Below are 18,636 nucleotides of genomic sequence, written 5' to 3'. Positions count from 1 at the left end.
TTAATGATGGGTTATCCTATGGGCTGGCAGGAACGGTGATCAATATAGATACTGTTCACAGAAATCATAAAAACTATCCTTTGAAATATGCCTGGTTAGATAACAGGTGTTCATCCTATGCCCCTGGATGTGGTGTACATTTATATAAGCAATGTATATCAGTAAAAAGCGCAAAGAACATATACGAATGATTGTTTATTATTTCAGCCGTATACTGTTCTTTGCGCTTCTTTTATTTTATGGCTGCAATGCCTTTTGCCGGCAGCTTCTGATGATTACTTATTTTGTCTGAGCATTTATTTTCTTTAGTAGTTCCTTATCCAGAGCAGATTTAGGAAGCATTAATGTAATGGTATTGATGGCGAAATAGGCCTCAGAAACATTTACATAGCCTTCAAAAGGACCAACTTTTAATCCCCACGAATTTTTTACTACAAAGAATGTTTTGCCTTGTTTGCTTTTTTCGATACCGGTAATATGCATCAGGTGATCATCCTGTGTAACCAGCTCTTCGTAGAGCTTTTGGCGAGATTCCTGTGTATAGGCACCTTCCTGCATATCAGGATTGATGCTACCCTCGGAAATACTGGTATTTGCAGGAGGATAGAGCGCATAGCCTTTGCCGAAAGCAAATCCTCTGTTGCTTACATCTGCATCCCATGCTACTGTGCAGCCTTTTCTTACAGCGCTCTCGGTAGCACTGATCAGGTCATTCAGGGGAATATTGTAATAGGCGCCATTGGAGAAGTTATCCGGAACCTCAACAATAAATGACTGATAGAAAGGATGATGTGTAAATGAAGTAAGGCCGACATAATCGTTGGCATTGAATTTCAGTACTTCCTTAGCAAAGGTTTGTGGAGTATAGGTTTTTCCGTTGTATTCAAAACTGGCTGGTGGTTTCCCCATATGCTCATCCAGAATAGCCGTGATATGATCTATCCAGTTGTCTGGTATTGGAGCAGGCGATTTAATGATGCTATCCAGGTATTTTTTCATAAGGGGTACCATCTGTGAGTGATCATGGGTTTTGGCGTTTCCTTTCAGACCGCTGTATACACTTTCAGGGACAATGCCATACAGATCTACAGAGTGGATCACGTCATGAGCCAGTCCTCCCTCGTCGAAGCGGGTATCTCCTTGGCGGCGCACATAGTTTTTTGCTTTCTCCAGGTAAATATTGCGAACAGTGAACATCTCCGAAAGATCTACATTCGTAACTCCCTTGCGGATGCTTTCAGATTCAATCAATGAGGTAGTGGAAAACGACCAGCAAGAGCCTGTAGCACCCTGGTTCTTAACAGGTGTAGCAGCATTGTTTTTTTCGGGAATCAGCAGCCTTTCCTGGGCATTGGCTGCAACAGCAGCAAAAAGCGAGAAGGCGATAAATAGTCCTTTCATATCTTATTTCAAAGTTTGACAAGAATAAAGATAACGGAACTAGCAGAAATAAAACATCACTGCGGCGAGATTCGATTGATTTTTATGATGATTCTGATGAGCGGATATTAACCGGGATTTATTGATTTATGAGAGGTTAAGAGATGTTAATACAGGGCCTAATGTAAAAAGAAGAGGTTAAGATCATGTTCTTAACCTCTTCTTTTTTATATCAGGTAAAACCAAACAATAATAATTCATTTATCCTCATATCAACTAAATGAGTCCCTGTTCTCGCTCATCAGTATCAGAGAATCATTGTTAGTCTTCGGAATTAACGTTAAACCCGGAAGTGCCATTTTTCCTGATGGTGATTTTATTGCTCTGAAGATAGCCTTGGTATTTCTGTAAGACGTTTTCTGGTTGTTTTACGCCATTGATATAAAGACCGGAACTGTTTTTCTCCACAGTATAATCTTTGCTGGCATCCAGCAGTTTGTCGTTGTTCATTTGGGAAATGAGGTCACGGTACTTCTTGGTAATGGTTTCTGAGCGTCTTCTGGCGTCTTCAGCAAAGAGCTGTGCATGTTCAGCTTCACGTTTAGCGCGTTCTGCGACACGTTTGGATGCATCAACAGATCTTTCCGCCTGCCTTGCCTCATCATTTACTGCCATGGCTCTGTCATGAGCTAACTGCATTTGTTCGTGGGCAATTTTCATATTCCTTTCCATGACCACCCTGCTTTCCGCCAGCTCTTTGGTTACTTTTTCATTCATTCCTTTCCAGTCAACTTTATCGAGGGCGTTCTGAACATCCAGGTTGATTTTGTCCCAGTTGATGTTTTTGAGTGCGGCGGCAGCTTCCGCCTGCGCTTTTTGGGTGGCTTCTGAAATGGCCTTCCAGTCAATTTTTTCAGTGGCGGCTTTGGCTTCTGCCTGTATCCGTTTCATGTCTACTTCCTTCAGACGGCGCATTGCTACCTCAACACTTTTCTGCGCTTCTTTTACCTGTTTGCGTATTTCTTCACGTGCAGCAGGAGAGAGCGATTCGTCTGTATCCAGTATAATATTTCTCTTCACGCGTGTATTTACATTGGTCTTTACATTTGTCTTCACCTGTACATCGGTTTTAGTATCCAAAGGATCAAGCGTGTCAGGCGTTGCTGCCAGGGCCGACAGCGGCGCGAGGGCTGTTTCCGGATCAGCGGCGGGAGCTACATCGGCGGAAGGAGCAGGGAGTGGTTCGGGTGCAGGCACGGCTACGGGAGCCGCCTTTACGGGCAGGCTGGAATCTGCAGTGCCTTTATGATGCAGGGAGGTTTTCTCCACAACAATTTCTTTTTTCTGTTCTTTGCCTTTTACAGGATTCAGCCATGCAATGGAAATGAGGCCGGTAGTGATGATGAGAACAGCTAAGAATTTCTGACTATAATTAAGATGTTTTGTTTTCATTTCCATGATGCGTTTAATACGGTGAAACAGATGTTGTCTATTATCTGCAGCGGCCATGGTAAGCGGGTTGGCGGTTAACCGGTATTCTTCCAACGCAACCAGCGCCTGGGCATAATGCAGGGGTTGTACGGTACTTGCAATAACAAGGTCGTCGCAACAGTGTTCCCTTTCCTGCCGGATGATACGGGAAATCATCCACACAAAAGGATTAAAGAAGAGTATTGTTTCAACAATAGATTGCAGGATATTCAGCAGGTAATCGTTACGTCTGATATGGGCCAGTTCATGCAGCAGGATCGCTTCCAGTTGCTCCTCGGAAAGATTGTTCACCATTGCAACAGGTAACAATATCACTGGTTTGAGAAAACCCAGCATTACCGGCACCTGTACATAGCCGGATACCAGCAGTTGTACCCTACGCGGTATTTTTAAACGGGCTGCAAGGCGCTCCAGATGCTTTTCCCAGGCTTCGCCCATTGATTGTACCTGGTGCGTGCGTATATGCTGTAGTTGGAGGAGGTCTGATATCAGTTTGATAGTCATTACAACAATGCCAATGATGTAAAGTGTGACCAATATGGGGAAGCACATCTCCAGGTTTGGAAATAGCCTGACCATTTGTGTTTCACTGGGATATATGGCGGCGGGCTGAACGGCAATAGCATGATCCATGACAACCTGTAATGTCATTTGCCGTACTTCCAGTACGGATTGCAACTGTTGATATAAGGTGATCAGGAACCAGGTAAATATACCCGCCAGGGAAAACATGGACAGATTGTATTTGATCCTCGCGCTGGCTTGCGGCCACAGCTTCAGTACTACTCTCAGACACGCATATACGAAAAATGCCTGCCATATTGCATGAAGAATGGCCCAACCAAGGGCGCGAGCCAGATCGCCGGTAATAGGTAATAAATTCATGGTCTGTAGTTTACCCGTTATCGCTTTTGGTTTTTTTCCATTTCTGCCAGGTATTCCCGGATCTTGTCCAACTCTTCGTTAGAAGAGCGGTGATTGCCCAATGCCTGTAACACCAGCCTGGAAGCAGATCCGCCAAATACGGTATCTATCATTTTATTCAATAACTGTTCCTGTGTTTTTTCCTGCGATACAGCCGCCGTGTATATGTGCGTTTTACTGCTGGCATCACGCTGCAGCAAGCCTTTTTCATGCATTATCTGCATGAGCTTCAGGGTGGTGGTATAACCGGCTTCCTTGGTGGCAGATAATGCATCATGCACGTCCCGTACGGTGCATGCGCCTCTTTCCCATAGGATGCTGAGTATCTCCAATTCACTTTCTGTAGGCTTGATGTTCTTCACGACTGTATAATTTATTGTTGTACGAATCTCTTCGTAAACGAATGTACGACAGTTTTCGTAATGACAAAAAAAAAGTTGATGTCTGTATTATTTCAGGGGATGAGCGGCAGTTTTTTCCATTTCTTTTCTCAGTTGTCTGGTGGTTTTGCGGCTGCCGTCTGCGCTCCAGCCGGGAGGCGAGAAGAGGTAATGCCAGGCATCTCTTACTGAGCGGGCATTACGGAGGTCGCGCAATATGTCCAGCCACTCATGTGTTGCAATGCGCAGGGGGTTGTAGGTATGAATATTTTTGGTAAGTCCATAAACAGGACGCTGGGCTTCCGGATAAAAGGTTCCGAACATCCGGTCCCAGATAATTAGTATCCCGCCGTGGTTGCGGTCAAGGTAATCAATATCGGAGCCGTGATGTACCCGGTGATGTGATGGTGTATTGAATATATATTCTAATGGTGCAGGGAGTTTGTTTATTACTTCCGTGTGGATCCAGAACTGATAAATAAGGCTGATGGCTTGCATACTCATTACCATCAGCGGATGAAAACCGACCAGGGGCATCCACAGCCAGAACAGGAATGTGCCGGTAAGGTTACCCGTCCATGTTTGTCGTAATGCAGTGGCCAGATTATAGGTCTGAGAGGAATGGTGTATCACATGCGAGGCCCAGAAATAGCGAACACTATGACTGCTGCGGTGGAACCAGTAATAGCTGAAGTCGTCTGCAAAGAGACACAGCAGCCATGCCCACCAGGTAAAGTCCAGCGTGAAAAAGCGGAACTGGTAAATAAAGAAATAAATGCCCAGGACGACCGCTTTTGTGAACAGGCCAATAAAGACATTACCCAGCCCCATCGCAATGCTGCTGATGGCGTCTTTAGGCTCATACAGGTGCTTCTGATCTATTGTGGTGAAGATAATTTCCAGCAGTATCAGCAGCACAAATCCGGGAATGGCATATACAATCAGGTCGGGAGGCATGCAATATAACTTTCATTTGAAGTTACGGATTTTCAGGTAAAGAAATACCGCTGCATCCCACTTTTCACATTGATGTAAAAAGCGGCGGCCGGTCAGGAATTTATCCCTGACCGGCCGTCCACATTTAATCCTGGCCTATGTATTTTCAAAATCGTCTGGCGTGGATTTCCATGCTATTTGAACGTATATTCGGCCCTACTTACAGCTGAAGCGCCGAACCATCCTAACATTTTTATTTTCCCGTTAGGGGTAGTGTTGTCCATATTACTCTTTACATTTTCCAGCACTTTTGCGAAAAGACCGCCGCTTTCCAATTGGTTGTTCAGTTGCAACAGGAAATCATAACTGCGGTATGTGGCAGAAAACAATCGTACAATTACTTTTTCATTCTGCTGGAAAGGTTTGTCTTCACGGGTTATACCTTCCTCTACCGGAAGAATGAATTGCTGGCCGTCTGACACGCCTTCGGCTAAAGAACCATCAATGGTAAGCATGTCCTTTAGTCTGGTCAGGGTATCATTACGGTAGGAGCGTATCCAGTTATAATCCGGCCCGCCGAGTGGGTCCCTTGCATGGAATGTAGCATAGTAGCCTTCCTTACCACTTCTGGCATCTTCTTTTTTCTTGAATTTAGAAGTGATGGAGTCAATTGTTGCCACTCTCCTGATAGTGTCATATGCTTCAAATATCTCCCCTTTATATTCCACATGTAATTTATATGCATGGCCCACTACGCCGATAGACGCTGTACCTGCATCATAGGTATACATCTTGTCTTTAAATGCAAACGGATACGTCTTTCCGGCAGTGAGGTCAAACAACGTGATGGTTGCGTCATTGATAATAGGCGCCGGGTTGTTGTCTGTATATGGAACCGACATCGTGAACTTAATATGCTGTTGGCCGGGATCTGTTGTGATCCATGCATCCATTACCGGGTAAGATTTTCCTTCTTTTATATTAAGATCTACTTTGTCTTCGCAGGCCGTTAATGCTGTAAGGGCCACTGCTGCTATATATAGTGATAGTCTCTTCATTGTGTGCGTCGTTTGGGCAGTTAGAATTTGAAGTTGTACGTAATACCAGGGATGATGGAACCTATGATAGACAGGCGAACCGATTCACGTTTGGTAGGATCATCATCATTCTGTTTGAAATAAATTGTATAGGCATTCCTGCGGCCATATACGTTGTACAGTGAGAATACCCATTCTCCTTTCCAGCGCTTGGTTTGCTTACCCTTGAGGGTGAGAGAAAGATCAAGGCGGTGGAATGCAGGAAGGCGGTAGTTGTTGCGTTTTTCGGTACTGTTGTAAGGTACATCCCAGCCCTGGAATTCGAGTCTGTTATCGGCAAAGGTAGCTGGCGCGCCGGTTGCATACACCCAGTTAGCAGACAGGGAAGTCCGTTTGGTGAATGTATGTGTTACCACCAGGTTGAGGTTATGCGTACGATCATAGCGGTTCAGGTGCCATTCGCTCAGGCTGATACCCGGTGTTTTCCTTTCAGTGCGGGAAAGCGTATAGCTGATCCATCCTGTGGTTTTACCCACATCTTTCTTGGCATACAGTTCCAGCCCATAAGCGCGTCCTTCAGATGGAAGCAGGTCCGCTTCTATATACTGATTCAGCTGGAGGTCGGCATTGTCAATATAATCGAGCTGATGATCTGTCTTCTTATAAAATACTTCTGCAGAGAACTCATATTTATCGTTAGGCGAATTATAGAAGTATCCCGCTGTATATTGATCCGCTACCATCGGCTGGATATTGTTGGTGCTGGGTGTCCAGATGTCTAATGGAGTAGGGGAAGCTGTGTTGGAGAGCTGGTGCATGAACTGTGTAGTTCTGGCGTAGGCGAGTTTCACAGCGTGCTGATCAGAGAAGGCATAACGGGCGCTGATCCTTGGCTCAAAGTAGTAGTAGCCTTTGATCAGTTCATTATTGCCATATTCTTTTGAGCCGGTCAGCGTTTTACGTATACCGGGTGTGGTATCGTTGAAGTAATAGGCGGTACCTTTGCCAAGGTATTGATAGGCAGAAAGACGGCCACCATAGCGGATGCCGAATTTCTTGCCGGGTTTGTATTCATGATCTATATATACGGCCGATTCAAGTGCATGCTTATCAGTAAGTTCTTTTACACGGTCAACACCAGCTTCCGTACCCACACCTTTACCTGGTTTGAAGGTATAGTATACTCCCTGCACGCCAAAGTACAGGCTGTTGGTGCTGTTAATGTAATAAGAGAAGGAAGGTTTCAGACCGTAGTTGATAATGTTGGATGTCCACTTATAGCCCTGTTTAGCTTCATTCGCTTCTTTCTTGGACTCATTGCTGAAATCCAGACTATAGTCATATTTAGTGTAGTAGGTGGTGAGGTTGAGGAACAGACGGTTGCTGAATACATGGTTCCAGCGGATGGTTGCCGTGGTGTTGCCCCAGTTCATATTCACATCTTTACCAAAACCGAATACATCGCGTCCAAAGTATCCGCTCACAAAGAGTGAGTTGTTTTTGTTGAACTTGTAGTGGGCTTTGGCGGTAACATCATAGAAATTCAGCTTAGTATCTTTCATATCACCTTTCATAAAGGGCTTCATGAGAATGTCTATATAAGATCTTCTAGCAGCCACAATGAAAGAGGATTTATCCTTTACCAGCGGACCTTCTACAGAGAGACGGCTGAAGATGTTACCGATACCGCCGTTTACATTGAAGGCCTGGTCGTTACCATCTTTCATGCGGATGTCCAGCACGGAAGAAATGCGCCCTCCATATTCTGAAGGAAAACCACCCTTTATCAGATCGAGGCCTTTCACCGCATCAGGGTTGAATACAGAGAAAAACCCGAGCATATGGGTGGAGTTATACACCGGTGCTTCGTCGAGAATAATCAGGTTTTCATCGCTGTTACCACCGCGGACATTGAAGCCTGAAGAGCCTTCACCTACAGTAGTTACACCAGGCAGCGTCTGTATGGAACGCAGTACATCCACCTCTCCCATGAAAGTGGGCATCTTTTTCATCTGCGCTATATCCAGTTTGTTAATACTGGTATTGAGTGTGTTGATAGGCTTTTCCTGTTTTTGTCCGTTGATGGTAATTTCATTAAGCTGGCTGCTGTTACCTTCCATCCTGACGTCCAGGGTCTTGTTGCTGGTAAGGTCTACTGTAACTTTATAAGGGGCATACCCAATAAAAGAAAACTGTAGTTCATGCGCACCCGCAGGGAGAGTGAGGGAGTAGAAACCATATTGGTTTGTAACGGTTCCGGTGCTGGTACCGGGTTTGCCGATCGAAATGCCGACCAGACTTTCGCCGTTTTGTTTGTCTTTCACATACCCGCTTACAGTAAAGCGTTGTTGTGCCATGGCGGAACGCACTGCCAGTATTGTCACTAGCAGCGACATCCACATGATTACCGTTGTTTTCATAAATAGGTAAATCGAGATTTTATAGAATTAGGAATCTAATGCTTGAATTGTGCAGCATGCATATATGACGTGAAAGGGAACAGTTACCCCTACCCGGTGCACATAATTTATGGATTAGTAACATTCCGGGAGGTAAATATATAATAAGAACGGGAAGGAGGAAAGAAAAAGGGAATATTGACTGACGGGGATTTTCAGTTTTTGATCAATATTCCCTGCATTTTTTCGTTTAGAGTGGTGGTTTTAATCAAGAATGTCACAACGGAAGCCCAACCGTGTTACAAATTCTATAATGGAATTTTCGGTCAGCTCCTGCGGACTGATTACCCTTAGCACTTTGTCGCAATCTTCAATATCAACACTGCAGTCATTTATGGTAAAGCTGGTGGCTATGGCATTGATTACGGCTGTTTTATCTTTAACGGTGTTAATGTTTGTCCGGAATATTCCAATCATGGTTTATATTATTTAAGAATTGCGGAATATATTTGTACAAAATTGCTACAGGTCGTCAATATAACAGTTACACCAAACGGATAATAACTTATACTAAAAGGATTATTTTATGACTGTAGTAGTCAGAAATGATGCACAGAATGTTCTTCTCAGGGATACGGCAATCCCCTTTGCTGTGGAGGAACATATCGACTCCAGGGTAATAGTGGAAGAGCGGATGCAGAAGGAATTTGCTTTTGGAAGTTACTGTGTACAGGAATACAGCTTTGACGGATTTCATATCGCCTCCTTTGAAGCAGAGGTATATGAGAATATAAGTATCAGTGTGGACGAAATCAACCCGCGTGTCATAATGCTGTTTATGGAAAACGGGAATGTAGCCACCAATGCCAATAATTATCACAGCTGCCACTTTAACTCTCACGAACACAACCTGTTATATTCCCCGGTGACCACTGAAACAGCCTTGGTAAAGAAACAAAGCGGAATACGTTTTTACGGACTCACCTTTACCAATGAGCGTTTCCTTGACCTCGCCAATAACAACGGCCGTACGCTGGACAAGTTGGCTAATAATGTCGCCGGTAATAAAGCTGCCATCCTTTCCGACAAGATCAACCCTTTGATCACGCCGCGTATGGAGACTGTACTTGCAGACATACGGCGTTGTCAGTTTCAGGGCGGACTGAAGAAGCTGTTCCTGCAATCTAAAGCGATTGAATTGCTTGCCCTGCAATGCGAACAATTTGAAAGCGGCCTGGTGAAAGACAGTCCTATATACTATAAAATCAATACCAGCGATATTGAAAAACTGCACCATGCACGTGAACTGCTGTTGCAGAATCTGCAACAACCACCCAGCCTGGTACAGCTTTCCCGTATGACTGGCCTGAATGAGTTTAAACTGAAATCAGGCTTCAAGTCGCTCTTCGATACCACTGTTTTCACCTACTTCAATGATCATCGCCTGAACCTGGCGAAGGAACTGATTCTAGACAGCAGTAAGCCACTGGCGGAGATTGCAGATGAAACCGGCTATTCTTCACCTCAGCATTTCAGCAACGCTTTCAGGAAAAAATTCGGCGTTAACCCTGCCAGCCTGAGAGGATTTAGTAAGCAACCGTGAAACGCTGCCTGATATGCCGGGGCCTTTCCAGCTCATCCAGCAACGCAATTGCATAATCTGCTGTGGAAATACGGCTTTCACCTTTATCGTTAGTAAGTAGTTGATCTTTGCCCAGCCGGAAAGTACCTGTGCGCTCACCGGGTTCTATCATCGCTGCCGGACTGACTACAGTCCATTCCAGGTCGGTGTCCTGTTTGATTATATTGAAAGCATTGCGGGTGGCGGTTGCGCCTTCTTTCCATTGTGCCGGAAAATCAGGCGTGTCCAGGAGTTGAAGACCAGGAGCAACTTCCAGGCTGCCGGCACCACTTACGGCTATCAACCTTTTGATACCGGCCTGCTTGATACCATTAATTATTGCTGTAATGGCCTGCACATAAGTATTAGTATCATGTGCGCTGTAGGCGCTGATAACAGCTTCGTTACCAGCTACCGATGCGACCACCTCCGCTTCGTTTGCTACATTGCCTTGTTTTATCGTCAGGCGCTCGTTTTTTATAGTGATTTTTTCCGGATGACGAACAATGGCAGTTACTTCATGGCCCCTGTTCAATGCTTCGTTCAGGATAGCTGAACCAATAAATCCGGATGCTCCGATAATTGCTACTTTCATTTGATGGTTTTTTATAGTGAATTAAATACAGCCTGATAAGGCGTTTCCTTTATATGTAATTACTTTTATTACAGTTATGGTGATAAAAAATACAGATTGGTTAATCTGTAACTAAAATAATTACAGTACGAAGGTAAAGGAAAACTTTGATTCTCTGGTTTTTTTTTGACGATCCTGAATTTATTTTTTTTGAGTTTCCTGATGACATAAAAAAAGCGATCCGCTGGAAACGGATCGCCTTAAAAATATTAGCACTAATCTCTACGTCAATCTTCACTTGTCAGTATCACAATACAAGAGTGCTGGTCTTTATTTCACTTTCGATTTATCTGCAGCAACAGAAAAATCGAAAGTATTGTTATGCCGTGTGGTTTGCTTTGCTACAGCAACTGTGTGCTGGTTGTTGTTTTCCCGGGTATGGAATTTTTTAGCGAGGGTAGGAGCGATAACCAGTGATACGATAGACATCAGTTTGATCAGGATATTCATGGACGGACCTGAAGTGTCTTTGAACGGATCACCAACGGTATCGCCGGTTACAGATGCTTTATGTGGCTCAGATTTTTTGTAATAGGTTTCGCCATTGATCTCAACACCTTTTTCGAAGGATTTTTTAGCGTTGTCCCAGGCGCCACCGGCATTGTTCTGGAAAATACCCATCAGTACGCCGCTCACGGTTGCCCCAGCGAGAAAGCCTCCCAGTACTTCAGGGCCGCGGAGGAAGCCTATCAGTAGCGGTGATATAAGAGCGATGGCTCCAGGCGCCAGCATTTCACGGATGGATGCCTTTGTGGAGATAGCCACGCATTTATCGTATTCAGGAGTACCGGTACCTTCCATAATGCCTGGGATTTCCCTGAACTGCCGGCGTACTTCCTCCACCATCGACATAGCGGCACGGCCAACAGCTGCAATGGCCAGTGATGAGAATATGAATGGGATCATACCACCCACAAACAAACCAGCCAGTACATCTGCTTTGTAGATGTCGATGCCCTTGATACCTGCCACACCCACAAATGCTGCAAACAAAGCCAGCGCAGTGAGGGCTGCAGAGGCAATGGCAAATCCCTTACCGGTAGCGGCAGTGGTGTTACCTACGGCGTCGAGTATGTCTGTTTTTTCACGTACGTCTTTGGGCAGTTCGCTCATTTCGGCGATACCGCCGGCATTATCAGCAATAGGACCAAAGGCATCTATCGCCAGTTGCATAGCAGTGGTGGCCATCATACCGGCGGCGGCAATAGCCACACCGTATAAGCCTGCCATTTCGTAAGAGCCATAGATACCGGCTGCCAGCACGAGAATAGGCAGGGCAGTGGATTCCATCCCTACGGAGAGGCCACCGATGATATTGGTAGCAGCACCTGTAGCCGACTGGCGGATGATAGAACGCACCGGGCGTTTACCCATAGCCGTATAATATTCAGTAATGATACTCATGAGTGTTCCTACTACAAGGCCTACTACGATAGCGCCAAAAACCTGGTCGCGTGTGAAGGCATGGCCACGCAGATGCATGTCACTGGTGGGGAGCATCCAGTTAACGAGGAACCAGGATGCAATGGCAGTGAGAACAATGGAGCCCCAGTTACCCATATTCAGGGCCTTCTGCACCACGTTGGTATTGAGTCCGGCATTGTCGCTGATCTTTACAAAGAAAGTACCTATGATAGAGAATATAATACCCATACCGGCGATCATCATCGGCAACAGAATCGGAGCAAGGCCGCCAAATGCATCATCAGAGTGGGTTTCAGAGCCCAGTACCATAGTGGCCAGTACAGTGGCTACATAGGAACCGAACAGGTCGGCGCCCATACCAGCTACGTCACCTACGTTGTCGCCCACGTTATCCGCAATAGTCGCGGGGTTGCGGGGATCGTCTTCAGGAATGCCTGCTTCTACTTTACCCACCAGGTCGGCGCCTACGTCAGCTGCTTTGGTATAGATACCACCACCTACGCGGGCGAACAGCGCAATGCTCTCCGCGCCCAGTGAGAAGCCGGTGAGTACTTCAATAGTTCTTGTCATTTCAGCCGTCTCAATGCTCTCCGCACCGAAATATGCTTTCAGGATGATAAACAATGAGCCAAGACCCAATACTGCCAGGCCTGCCACACCCATGCCCATCACAGAGCCTCCGGTGAAAGATACCTTCAGGGCTTGCGCCAGGCTGCTGCGTGCTGCCTGCGCCGTGCGCACATTAGCTTTAGTGGCTATTTTCATCCCAATGAATCCAGCCGTAGCTGAAAATACTGCTCCTATAACAAATGCCAGGGCTATTGACCAGTGAGAGTTTTCGTTGGTCGCTCCCATATAACCCAACAACAGGGCTGCAATGATTACAAAGTAGATCAGTACTTTGTACTCTGCTTTCAGAAATGCCATAGCCCCTTCAGCAATGTGTTGTGCTATATTTTTCATCTTGTCGCTGCCTGCATCCTGGCGGGTAACCCAGGCACTACGGACGGCGGTAAATAACAAAGCCAATAATCCAAAACATGGAACGAGATAGACGATACTCATAGAAGCGTATTTAAATTTGCAAGGTTGACAAAAGTGATTTAATCATTAAAAAATAAGAGTTTTCCGAAACTGTTTCAAATAAATATAAAACATAAATCATTAATTGTAGGTGCAATAAGGTACATAATTATAGACCCCCGCTACAGTAGGGGGTTTCCGGAAAAATAAGTCAGCGGTAAATTCCTTCCTGGAAAGCTTTCCCTAAAAAATGTATAATATCGGCTGCTGTCATGGCTTCCTGCGATAGTTGAGCGGCTGCAAGGTCGCCGGCATAACCGTGCAGCCACGCACCCAGTATGGCTGCCGCTTTGGGTGAATAATCCTGTGCCAGCAGGCCGGTGAGGATGCCTGCAAGTACATCGCCGCTGCCGCCTGTGGCCATGCCGGGATTACCCGTGGGGTTAAAGTACACGGCGCCGTCAGGACAGGCAATGGCTGAATACCTTCCCTTTAGCAATATATAGATCTGTAGCGCAACGGCCTGCTTCGAAAGTAATTCAAGCCGTTGCACATCGTTTTCAGTGGGACCGAACAGTCGCTCAAACTCTTTGGGATGTGGCGTAAGGATAGAACCTGCCGGTATTTTATATAACAGGAACGGATATACGGACATCAGGTTCAGTGCATCCGCATCAATCACCATCGGGCGTTTGTAGGCATCAAGCAGTTTTTCGAGAGAGCGGGCGGTGGCAGAAGCGGTGCCCAGCCCCGGACCTATACCGATTGTTTTGTAGCGGGCGTCAGCCTGTTCATGGAAATGGGTGCTATGGTCTGCCTGCTGATCAGTAATGCACATGGCGCATGGTTCGCTCATCTGCATAATATCATACCCACACGTAGGCACGTAACAAGAGAGCAGGCCTGCACCTGCCCGCAGACAAGCCTGCGCACTCAATACGGCTGCGCCTAATTTACCGTAGCTGCCTGCAACCAGCAGGGCATGTCCGTAAGTACCTTTATGGCCAAAAGGATCGCGGGGTTGATAGATGGTGCGCATCATCTCCCTGTCTGTAATATGGTAGCGTGCAGGCGTCTGCGTTATATAGTCATGGTGCAGCCCAATATGCAGAATATGTGCCTGCCCGACATTGGCGGCATTCTCAGGAAGCATGAATGCCAGTTTGTAAAACTCAAAGCTTAGCGTATGATGAGCCTGTATCACAGGCATACCGCGGGAGCTGTTGTCGGCCATCAGCCCGGAAGGCATGTCTACAGCCAATATAGTAAGTCTGTTGCGTTGTTCGTTGATCTTATGAATAATACCGGCCAGCCAGCCGTCAATAGGTTTGTTCAGACCTGTGCCGAAGATAGCGTCTACAATTACAGCGGGGGTGTGTATTTCAGGGAAATCTGCCAGCGCGGCTATTTCCAGCATATTACCAGGAAATTTTTCCTGCAACAGGCGCAGGTTATGCAGATAATCTTCGCTGGCTTTACTACCGTATTGCAGGAGGCAGGCAGTGGCAATGTATCCGTCTTCCAGGAGCTTCCGGGTAATCACGAGTCCGTCTCCGCCATTGTTTCCTTTTCCACAGAAAATATAAAATGAATGATCAGGCGTATAATGTTCTCCTATCCACGCTGCACATCTGCAGGCTGCTCTTTCCATAAGGTCAGTGCTGCTGATAGGTTCATGCTGGATAGTAAACGCGTCTGCCTCCCGGATCTGTGCAGCAGTGAAGATTTTCATATCCCGTAGTTGAATAATAAAAATACTTCAAAATGAGGAACATAAAAAAACGGATCATGCTTGCCTCATGATCCGTTTACAGGGTTAGCGTTTCCGCTGTTTTAGAAGGCAAATCGGGCAGATAATCCGCCGATTTCTTCACCCAGGTAGTTGGTTGGCCCAACAAACTGTACATAAGGCTTCAGATCAGCACTGATGTTCAGAGGTATCTTTTTGAAAGTGTATTCAACACCGATAATGCCGTCAAGACCAGGAGATACATAAGAACCTTTTCCTTTGTCTATATAACGGTCCCAGTCATAATCACGGCGATCGTAGATGCCTACATGCGCACCACCGCCCGCATACATGTTAAGTCCCTGTACACCAATATTCCAATGGTATTCGTACAGTGCAGTGAACGTAACGTTGGTCTTGTGAGAATGGTTAGTAGTTACTAATCCTTCAATAGCATGTGGTCCCTGAATAAAATGTTTTATGGTAAAGCCAACTACCCACGGATTCACGCGGGCACCGAGAGCGGTGTTGTAGTTGTCGGTACCATAACTGCGATAGCTTTTCTTTTTCTGCGCGTTTGCCTGGATCGCCAGTATGGCAAGCAGACTGAATAATAACACGGCTTTTTTCATAGCTGTTTTGCTTATTTGTATGATGCTTAATTAGTATGCGTCCTAAAACGTTGATGTTGGCCTTTAAAGTATACGACGACTTTAATTTTAAAATAACGATAGGTTTTACAACGATAATGCCGTGCGCAATAACAATGCCAACAAACTAATGCGATACTTTTTTAACCGATGCAGGCAATGGTTTCAGCAGCCGTAAGAAAATAAACCCTGCAATACCCGCCAGCAGCGACGCTGCTATAACAGAGATAATTGCGATAATCTGATTTTCTCTTTCATTATATGCTAGAGAAGAAATAAAAATAGACATCGTAAACCCGATTCCTGCAATCAAGCCCATACCCAGCAATTGCGGCCAACCTGTGCGGGCGGGCAGTTTCGCGAGTTTCAGTTTTACTGCGGCAAAGCAGAAAAGGAAAATACCCAGTGGTTTGCCCAGCACCAACCCTGCAATGACACCATAACTAATAGTATTATTGAGCGCATGCAATATATCGCCGGGTAGCTGTATGGCCGTATTGGCAAGTGCAAATACAGGCATAATGATAAAGTTTACAGGATCGTGCAGGTCATGAATAATGTCAGATATTTTTTCCATCGGAATGCAGAACGCCAGCAGTACCCCCGCTATGGTTGCATGTACGCCTGAGTTGAAAAGACAATACCATAGCACTACGCCGGGAATATAATAGAAGAGTAGCCGCTTTACCTTCAGCATATTGAGTAGTAATGGAATCAGGAATACTGCACCGCCCACCAGCAGGTATTTTATCTCCAGGTGCGGGGTATAAAAAATAGCGATAGTGAGGATCGCACCCAGGTCATCAATAATAGCCAGCGCCATCAGGAAGATCTTAAGACTTACCGGCACTCGTTTACCCAGCAATGATAGTATGCCTAAAGAAAATGCAATATCGGTAGCCATTGGAATACCCCATCCTCCTGCGTTTGGTGTGCCGCCATTGAAGGCGGTAAAGATAAGCGCCGGAAATATCATCCCGCCAATAGCGGCCAGGGCGGGTAATATGGATCTGCTGAAAGAAGAAAGCTCCCCAACGGTCAGTTCTCTTTTAATCTCCATACCCACCATAAAAAAGAACAACACCATAGCGCCATCGTTTATCCATAACAGATAGGAGTTAGGCAGCAACAGGGAGCGGTATTGATAGTGATGTCCGCCGACGGGGTCGAATAAGGTATTCCAGAAGTTGACATATTCTGTCTGATATGCTGAATTAGCCAGTATCATCGAGGCCACCGTACACGCCAGCAGCACGATCCCGACAGCACGGCTGTCTTTCATAAACCGGTAGATAGGTGACAGCAGTGATTCCCGGATGTTACGAATTGATTCTTTTATCACGGCAGATAATTTAAAATAAATAACCAGTCCTGCATTTATTTTGTTCCGGAAGAAAGATAATTCTTCAGTAAAGCAAAATATCTGCAGGACCAGATACTTAAAAGGTGAATAAATCTCTTATTGCATTAACGCGTATTTCGACTTGGGTTTACGGTTAATGTCCCAGTGGAAATTTTCCAGCTTAAGCTGATCCACAGGGCGTTGGGTGAAAGGATACACCGTTCCTTCAGGGTCTTTCACCAGTACTACTTTATTGACATCTCCGTCTTTGAAGAAGATATTGATAATGGCGCACATGGCCTTGTTCACACTCATAAATGCGCCGCCCGCGTCCTTGATATAATTGATGGTTTCGGCATTACCTTCCACATGCATCCATTCAAGCGTTTCGCCTACCACATAGCCGGTGATAAAGTTTCCTTTTACCTGGTTATACATACCTGGGCCGGCTTCATTGATGATCAGTGCATTTTTGATCATGAGTATTCTGTCGGCCGCCTGGTTCCTGGTATACATCAGCATGGTATCAGCGCTGAGCTGCGTGGTATTGCTGGACCACATTACCGGGTCGCGGAAGAAACGGAATATTGAATCTTTGGTGGAATAGAATACGCTATCCGCCACACCCTGCAATGAATCAGAGAACATTCTCACGTGACGGTAGGCAAGAATATAACGTTGGTCTGCCGTGTCTTTTGGCGTGTTCAGTGCGATACTGTCAGCATGATGTTTGATGCCGGGCAGGGAATCGCGCGGGGCGATCTGCGGAGGCTGGGCTACTTTCACCGTTGGCACGCGCGCTGTATCCAGCTTGCTCCGCGTTTTAGCCAGGGCGCTGTCGGCCATGAACATCATAACGGTACCGGGTAAACTATCTTTTTGCTTGCGTGCAAGTGAGTCGCCTTTATTGGCCGGCGAGATGGTCGTAGGTATATTATAGGTAGGCCGTATGGTTTTAATAGCTTTGAGTGGCTCTTTGACCGGCGTTTTTTTCAATCCTGTTACTGACGGGATAGAAAGACTGTCGTCTGGCCTGATCACACCGGAAAAGAGTGTATCAGCGGCCAGATAGAAGGTGTCCTTATTTCTTTCCATTATCAGCAGCGGCTTCTGTGTAGCCAGAATGGTTTTCTCCTTTTGGTTCACAGTGCCGTGGTTGGCAAGCAATGACATTTTACGCACAGTGTCTTTGTACACCATATTGCCGTTTGCATAAGCCAGGCCAGTGATCTTGTCCATTTCAATATTGTCCGCAGTCAGCGTGCCGGTGCTGTCTTCTATGGTAGGACGGTTACCAAAGTTGCCATAACCTTTTCCGGTATCGTAATAACCGCTGGTAACATACATAATGCGCTTGCCTTCATTGATGGTGGTGGGCGCAATGATGTTGGCTATCTTGGTTTCGGTATTATACAGTAATGCATCTGTACTGAGCGTGTAGTCAGGATCAACGAGTACTACATTGCGCTGAAAGTGCATTTCCTTTGTTTCTGCATAATAGAAACCTTCTTCACTGGTAAGCACGCTCTTGCCGTTTACGAGCTTACCGCCATGCATGTAGCTGCCTATCTTGGCATTCATATCGTATTGCAGTTCAGGGCCGGAGATGGTTACTTTACCATCAGTAAGGCTGGCATTTTCTTTCAGTATGGCCAGGCGTGTATT

At 45.9% G+C, this 18,636-nt stretch carries 14 protein-coding genes; 1 reads left to right on the top strand and 13 read right to left on the bottom strand.

Features of this window, described 5'->3' with window-relative positions; genetic code table 11:
* Positions 1-279: 279 nt before the first annotated feature.
* The 7 genes from VM802_RS20935 to VM802_RS20905 all read right to left on the bottom strand — a co-directional run bounded on the left by VM802_RS20935 (position 280) and on the right by VM802_RS20905 (position 9,024).
* Positions 280-1,401, bottom strand: coding sequence for a C1 family peptidase (locus VM802_RS20935; protein ID WP_325534191.1), 1,122 nt, complete (start codon positions 1,399-1,401; stop codon positions 280-282).
* Between the two features lie 300 nt (positions 1,402-1,701).
* The gene (locus tag VM802_RS20930) at positions 1,702-3,756 is read right to left on the bottom strand and encodes a M56 family metallopeptidase (RefSeq protein ID WP_325534189.1); all 2,055 of its coding nucleotides are present in this window, start codon (positions 3,754-3,756) and stop codon (positions 1,702-1,704) included.
* Positions 3,757-3,773: 17 nt separating this feature from the next.
* Entirely contained in the window at positions 3,774-4,157 is a 384-nt protein-coding gene (locus VM802_RS20925) for a BlaI/MecI/CopY family transcriptional regulator (RefSeq protein WP_325534187.1), read from the bottom strand.
* Between the two features lie 87 nt (positions 4,158-4,244).
* Complete coding sequence (locus VM802_RS20920) at positions 4,245-5,132, bottom strand: sterol desaturase family protein (protein ID WP_325534185.1); 888 nt, start codon at positions 5,130-5,132, stop codon at positions 4,245-4,247.
* A gap of 173 nt (positions 5,133-5,305) precedes the next feature.
* Positions 5,306-6,169, bottom strand: coding sequence for a DUF4249 domain-containing protein (locus tag VM802_RS20915; RefSeq protein WP_325534183.1), 864 nt, complete (start codon positions 6,167-6,169; stop codon positions 5,306-5,308).
* A 20-nt stretch (positions 6,170-6,189) separates the two neighbouring features.
* A complete protein-coding gene (locus VM802_RS20910) occupies positions 6,190-8,568 on the bottom strand; it encodes a TonB-dependent receptor (protein ID WP_325534181.1) in 2,379 nt (792 codons plus the stop codon).
* Between the two features lie 243 nt (positions 8,569-8,811).
* A complete protein-coding gene (locus VM802_RS20905; protein WP_325534179.1) occupies positions 8,812-9,024 on the bottom strand; it encodes a hypothetical protein in 213 nt (70 codons plus the stop codon).
* Positions 9,025-9,133: 109 nt separating this feature from the next.
* On the opposite strand from VM802_RS20905, the gene VM802_RS20900 reads away from it, so the two are divergent.
* Positions 9,134-10,150: a helix-turn-helix transcriptional regulator gene (locus VM802_RS20900; protein WP_325534177.1), complete on the top strand. Its 1,017-nt coding sequence runs from the start codon at positions 9,134-9,136 to the stop codon at positions 10,148-10,150.
* On the opposite strand, the gene VM802_RS20895 is transcribed toward VM802_RS20900, so the two are convergent.
* The 6 genes from VM802_RS20895 to VM802_RS20870 all read right to left on the bottom strand — a co-directional run.
* The gene (locus VM802_RS20895; protein ID WP_325534174.1) at positions 10,134-10,763 is read right to left on the bottom strand and encodes an NAD(P)-dependent oxidoreductase; all 630 of its coding nucleotides are present in this window, start codon (positions 10,761-10,763) and stop codon (positions 10,134-10,136) included. The two genes, VM802_RS20900 and VM802_RS20895, sit on opposite strands and share 17 nt — an antisense overlap.
* Positions 10,764-11,072: 309 nt before the next feature.
* Positions 11,073-13,292, bottom strand: a complete 2,220-nt coding sequence (locus VM802_RS20890) for a sodium-translocating pyrophosphatase (RefSeq protein WP_325534172.1) — start codon at positions 13,290-13,292, stop codon at positions 11,073-11,075.
* Between the two features lie 169 nt (positions 13,293-13,461).
* Positions 13,462-14,982 (bottom strand): NAD(P)H-hydrate dehydratase, encoded by a 1,521-nt coding sequence (locus VM802_RS20885; RefSeq protein ID WP_325534170.1) that lies wholly within the window; start codon positions 14,980-14,982, stop codon positions 13,462-13,464.
* A gap of 101 nt (positions 14,983-15,083) precedes the next feature.
* Positions 15,084-15,611 (bottom strand): hypothetical protein, encoded by a 528-nt coding sequence (locus tag VM802_RS20880; protein ID WP_325534168.1) that lies wholly within the window; start codon positions 15,609-15,611, stop codon positions 15,084-15,086.
* Positions 15,612-15,756: 145 nt separating this feature from the next.
* Positions 15,757-16,971, bottom strand: a complete 1,215-nt coding sequence (gene nhaA / locus VM802_RS20875) for a Na+/H+ antiporter NhaA (protein ID WP_325534166.1) — start codon at positions 16,969-16,971, stop codon at positions 15,757-15,759.
* A gap of 117 nt (positions 16,972-17,088) precedes the next feature.
* Positions 17,089-18,636 (bottom strand): OstA-like protein (locus tag VM802_RS20870; RefSeq protein ID WP_325534164.1); only part of this gene is annotated, 1,548 nt, incomplete at its 5' end.

Origin of the sequence: Chitinophaga sp. (assembly GCF_035538455.1) — a bacterium.
Taxonomy (GTDB): domain Bacteria; phylum Bacteroidota; class Bacteroidia; order Chitinophagales; family Chitinophagaceae; genus Chitinophaga.
This window is presented reverse-complemented; position numbering and strand designations above follow the sequence as displayed.

Excerpts from the sequence above, each read along its gene's own strand:
- VM802_RS20935 (WP_325534191.1), bottom strand. The coding sequence starts at position 1,401 with ATGAAAGGACTATTTATCGCCTTCTCGCTTTTTGCTGCTGTTGCAGCC.
- VM802_RS20930 (WP_325534189.1), bottom strand. The coding sequence starts at position 3,756 with ATGAATTTATTACCTATTACCGGCGATCTGGCTCGCGCCCTTGGTTGG.
- VM802_RS20920 (WP_325534185.1), bottom strand. The coding sequence starts at position 5,132 with ATGCCTCCCGACCTGATTGTATATGCCATTCCCGGATTTGTGCTGCTG.
- VM802_RS20915 (WP_325534183.1), bottom strand. The coding sequence starts at position 6,169 with ATGAAGAGACTATCACTATATATAGCAGCAGTGGCCCTTACAGCATTA.
- VM802_RS20910 (WP_325534181.1), bottom strand. The coding sequence starts at position 8,568 with ATGAAAACAACGGTAATCATGTGGATGTCGCTGCTAGTGACAATACTG.
- VM802_RS20905 (WP_325534179.1), bottom strand. The coding sequence starts at position 9,024 with ATGATTGGAATATTCCGGACAAACATTAACACCGTTAAAGATAAAACA.
- VM802_RS20900 (WP_325534177.1), top strand. The coding sequence starts at position 9,134 with ATGACTGTAGTAGTCAGAAATGATGCACAGAATGTTCTTCTCAGGGAT.
- VM802_RS20895 (WP_325534174.1), bottom strand. The coding sequence starts at position 10,763 with ATGAAAGTAGCAATTATCGGAGCATCCGGATTTATTGGTTCAGCTATC.
- VM802_RS20890 (WP_325534172.1), bottom strand. The coding sequence starts at position 13,292 with ATGAGTATCGTCTATCTCGTTCCATGTTTTGGATTATTGGCTTTGTTA.
- VM802_RS20885 (WP_325534170.1), bottom strand. The coding sequence starts at position 14,982 with ATGAAAATCTTCACTGCTGCACAGATCCGGGAGGCAGACGCGTTTACT.
- VM802_RS20880 (WP_325534168.1), bottom strand. The coding sequence starts at position 15,611 with ATGAAAAAAGCCGTGTTATTATTCAGTCTGCTTGCCATACTGGCGATC.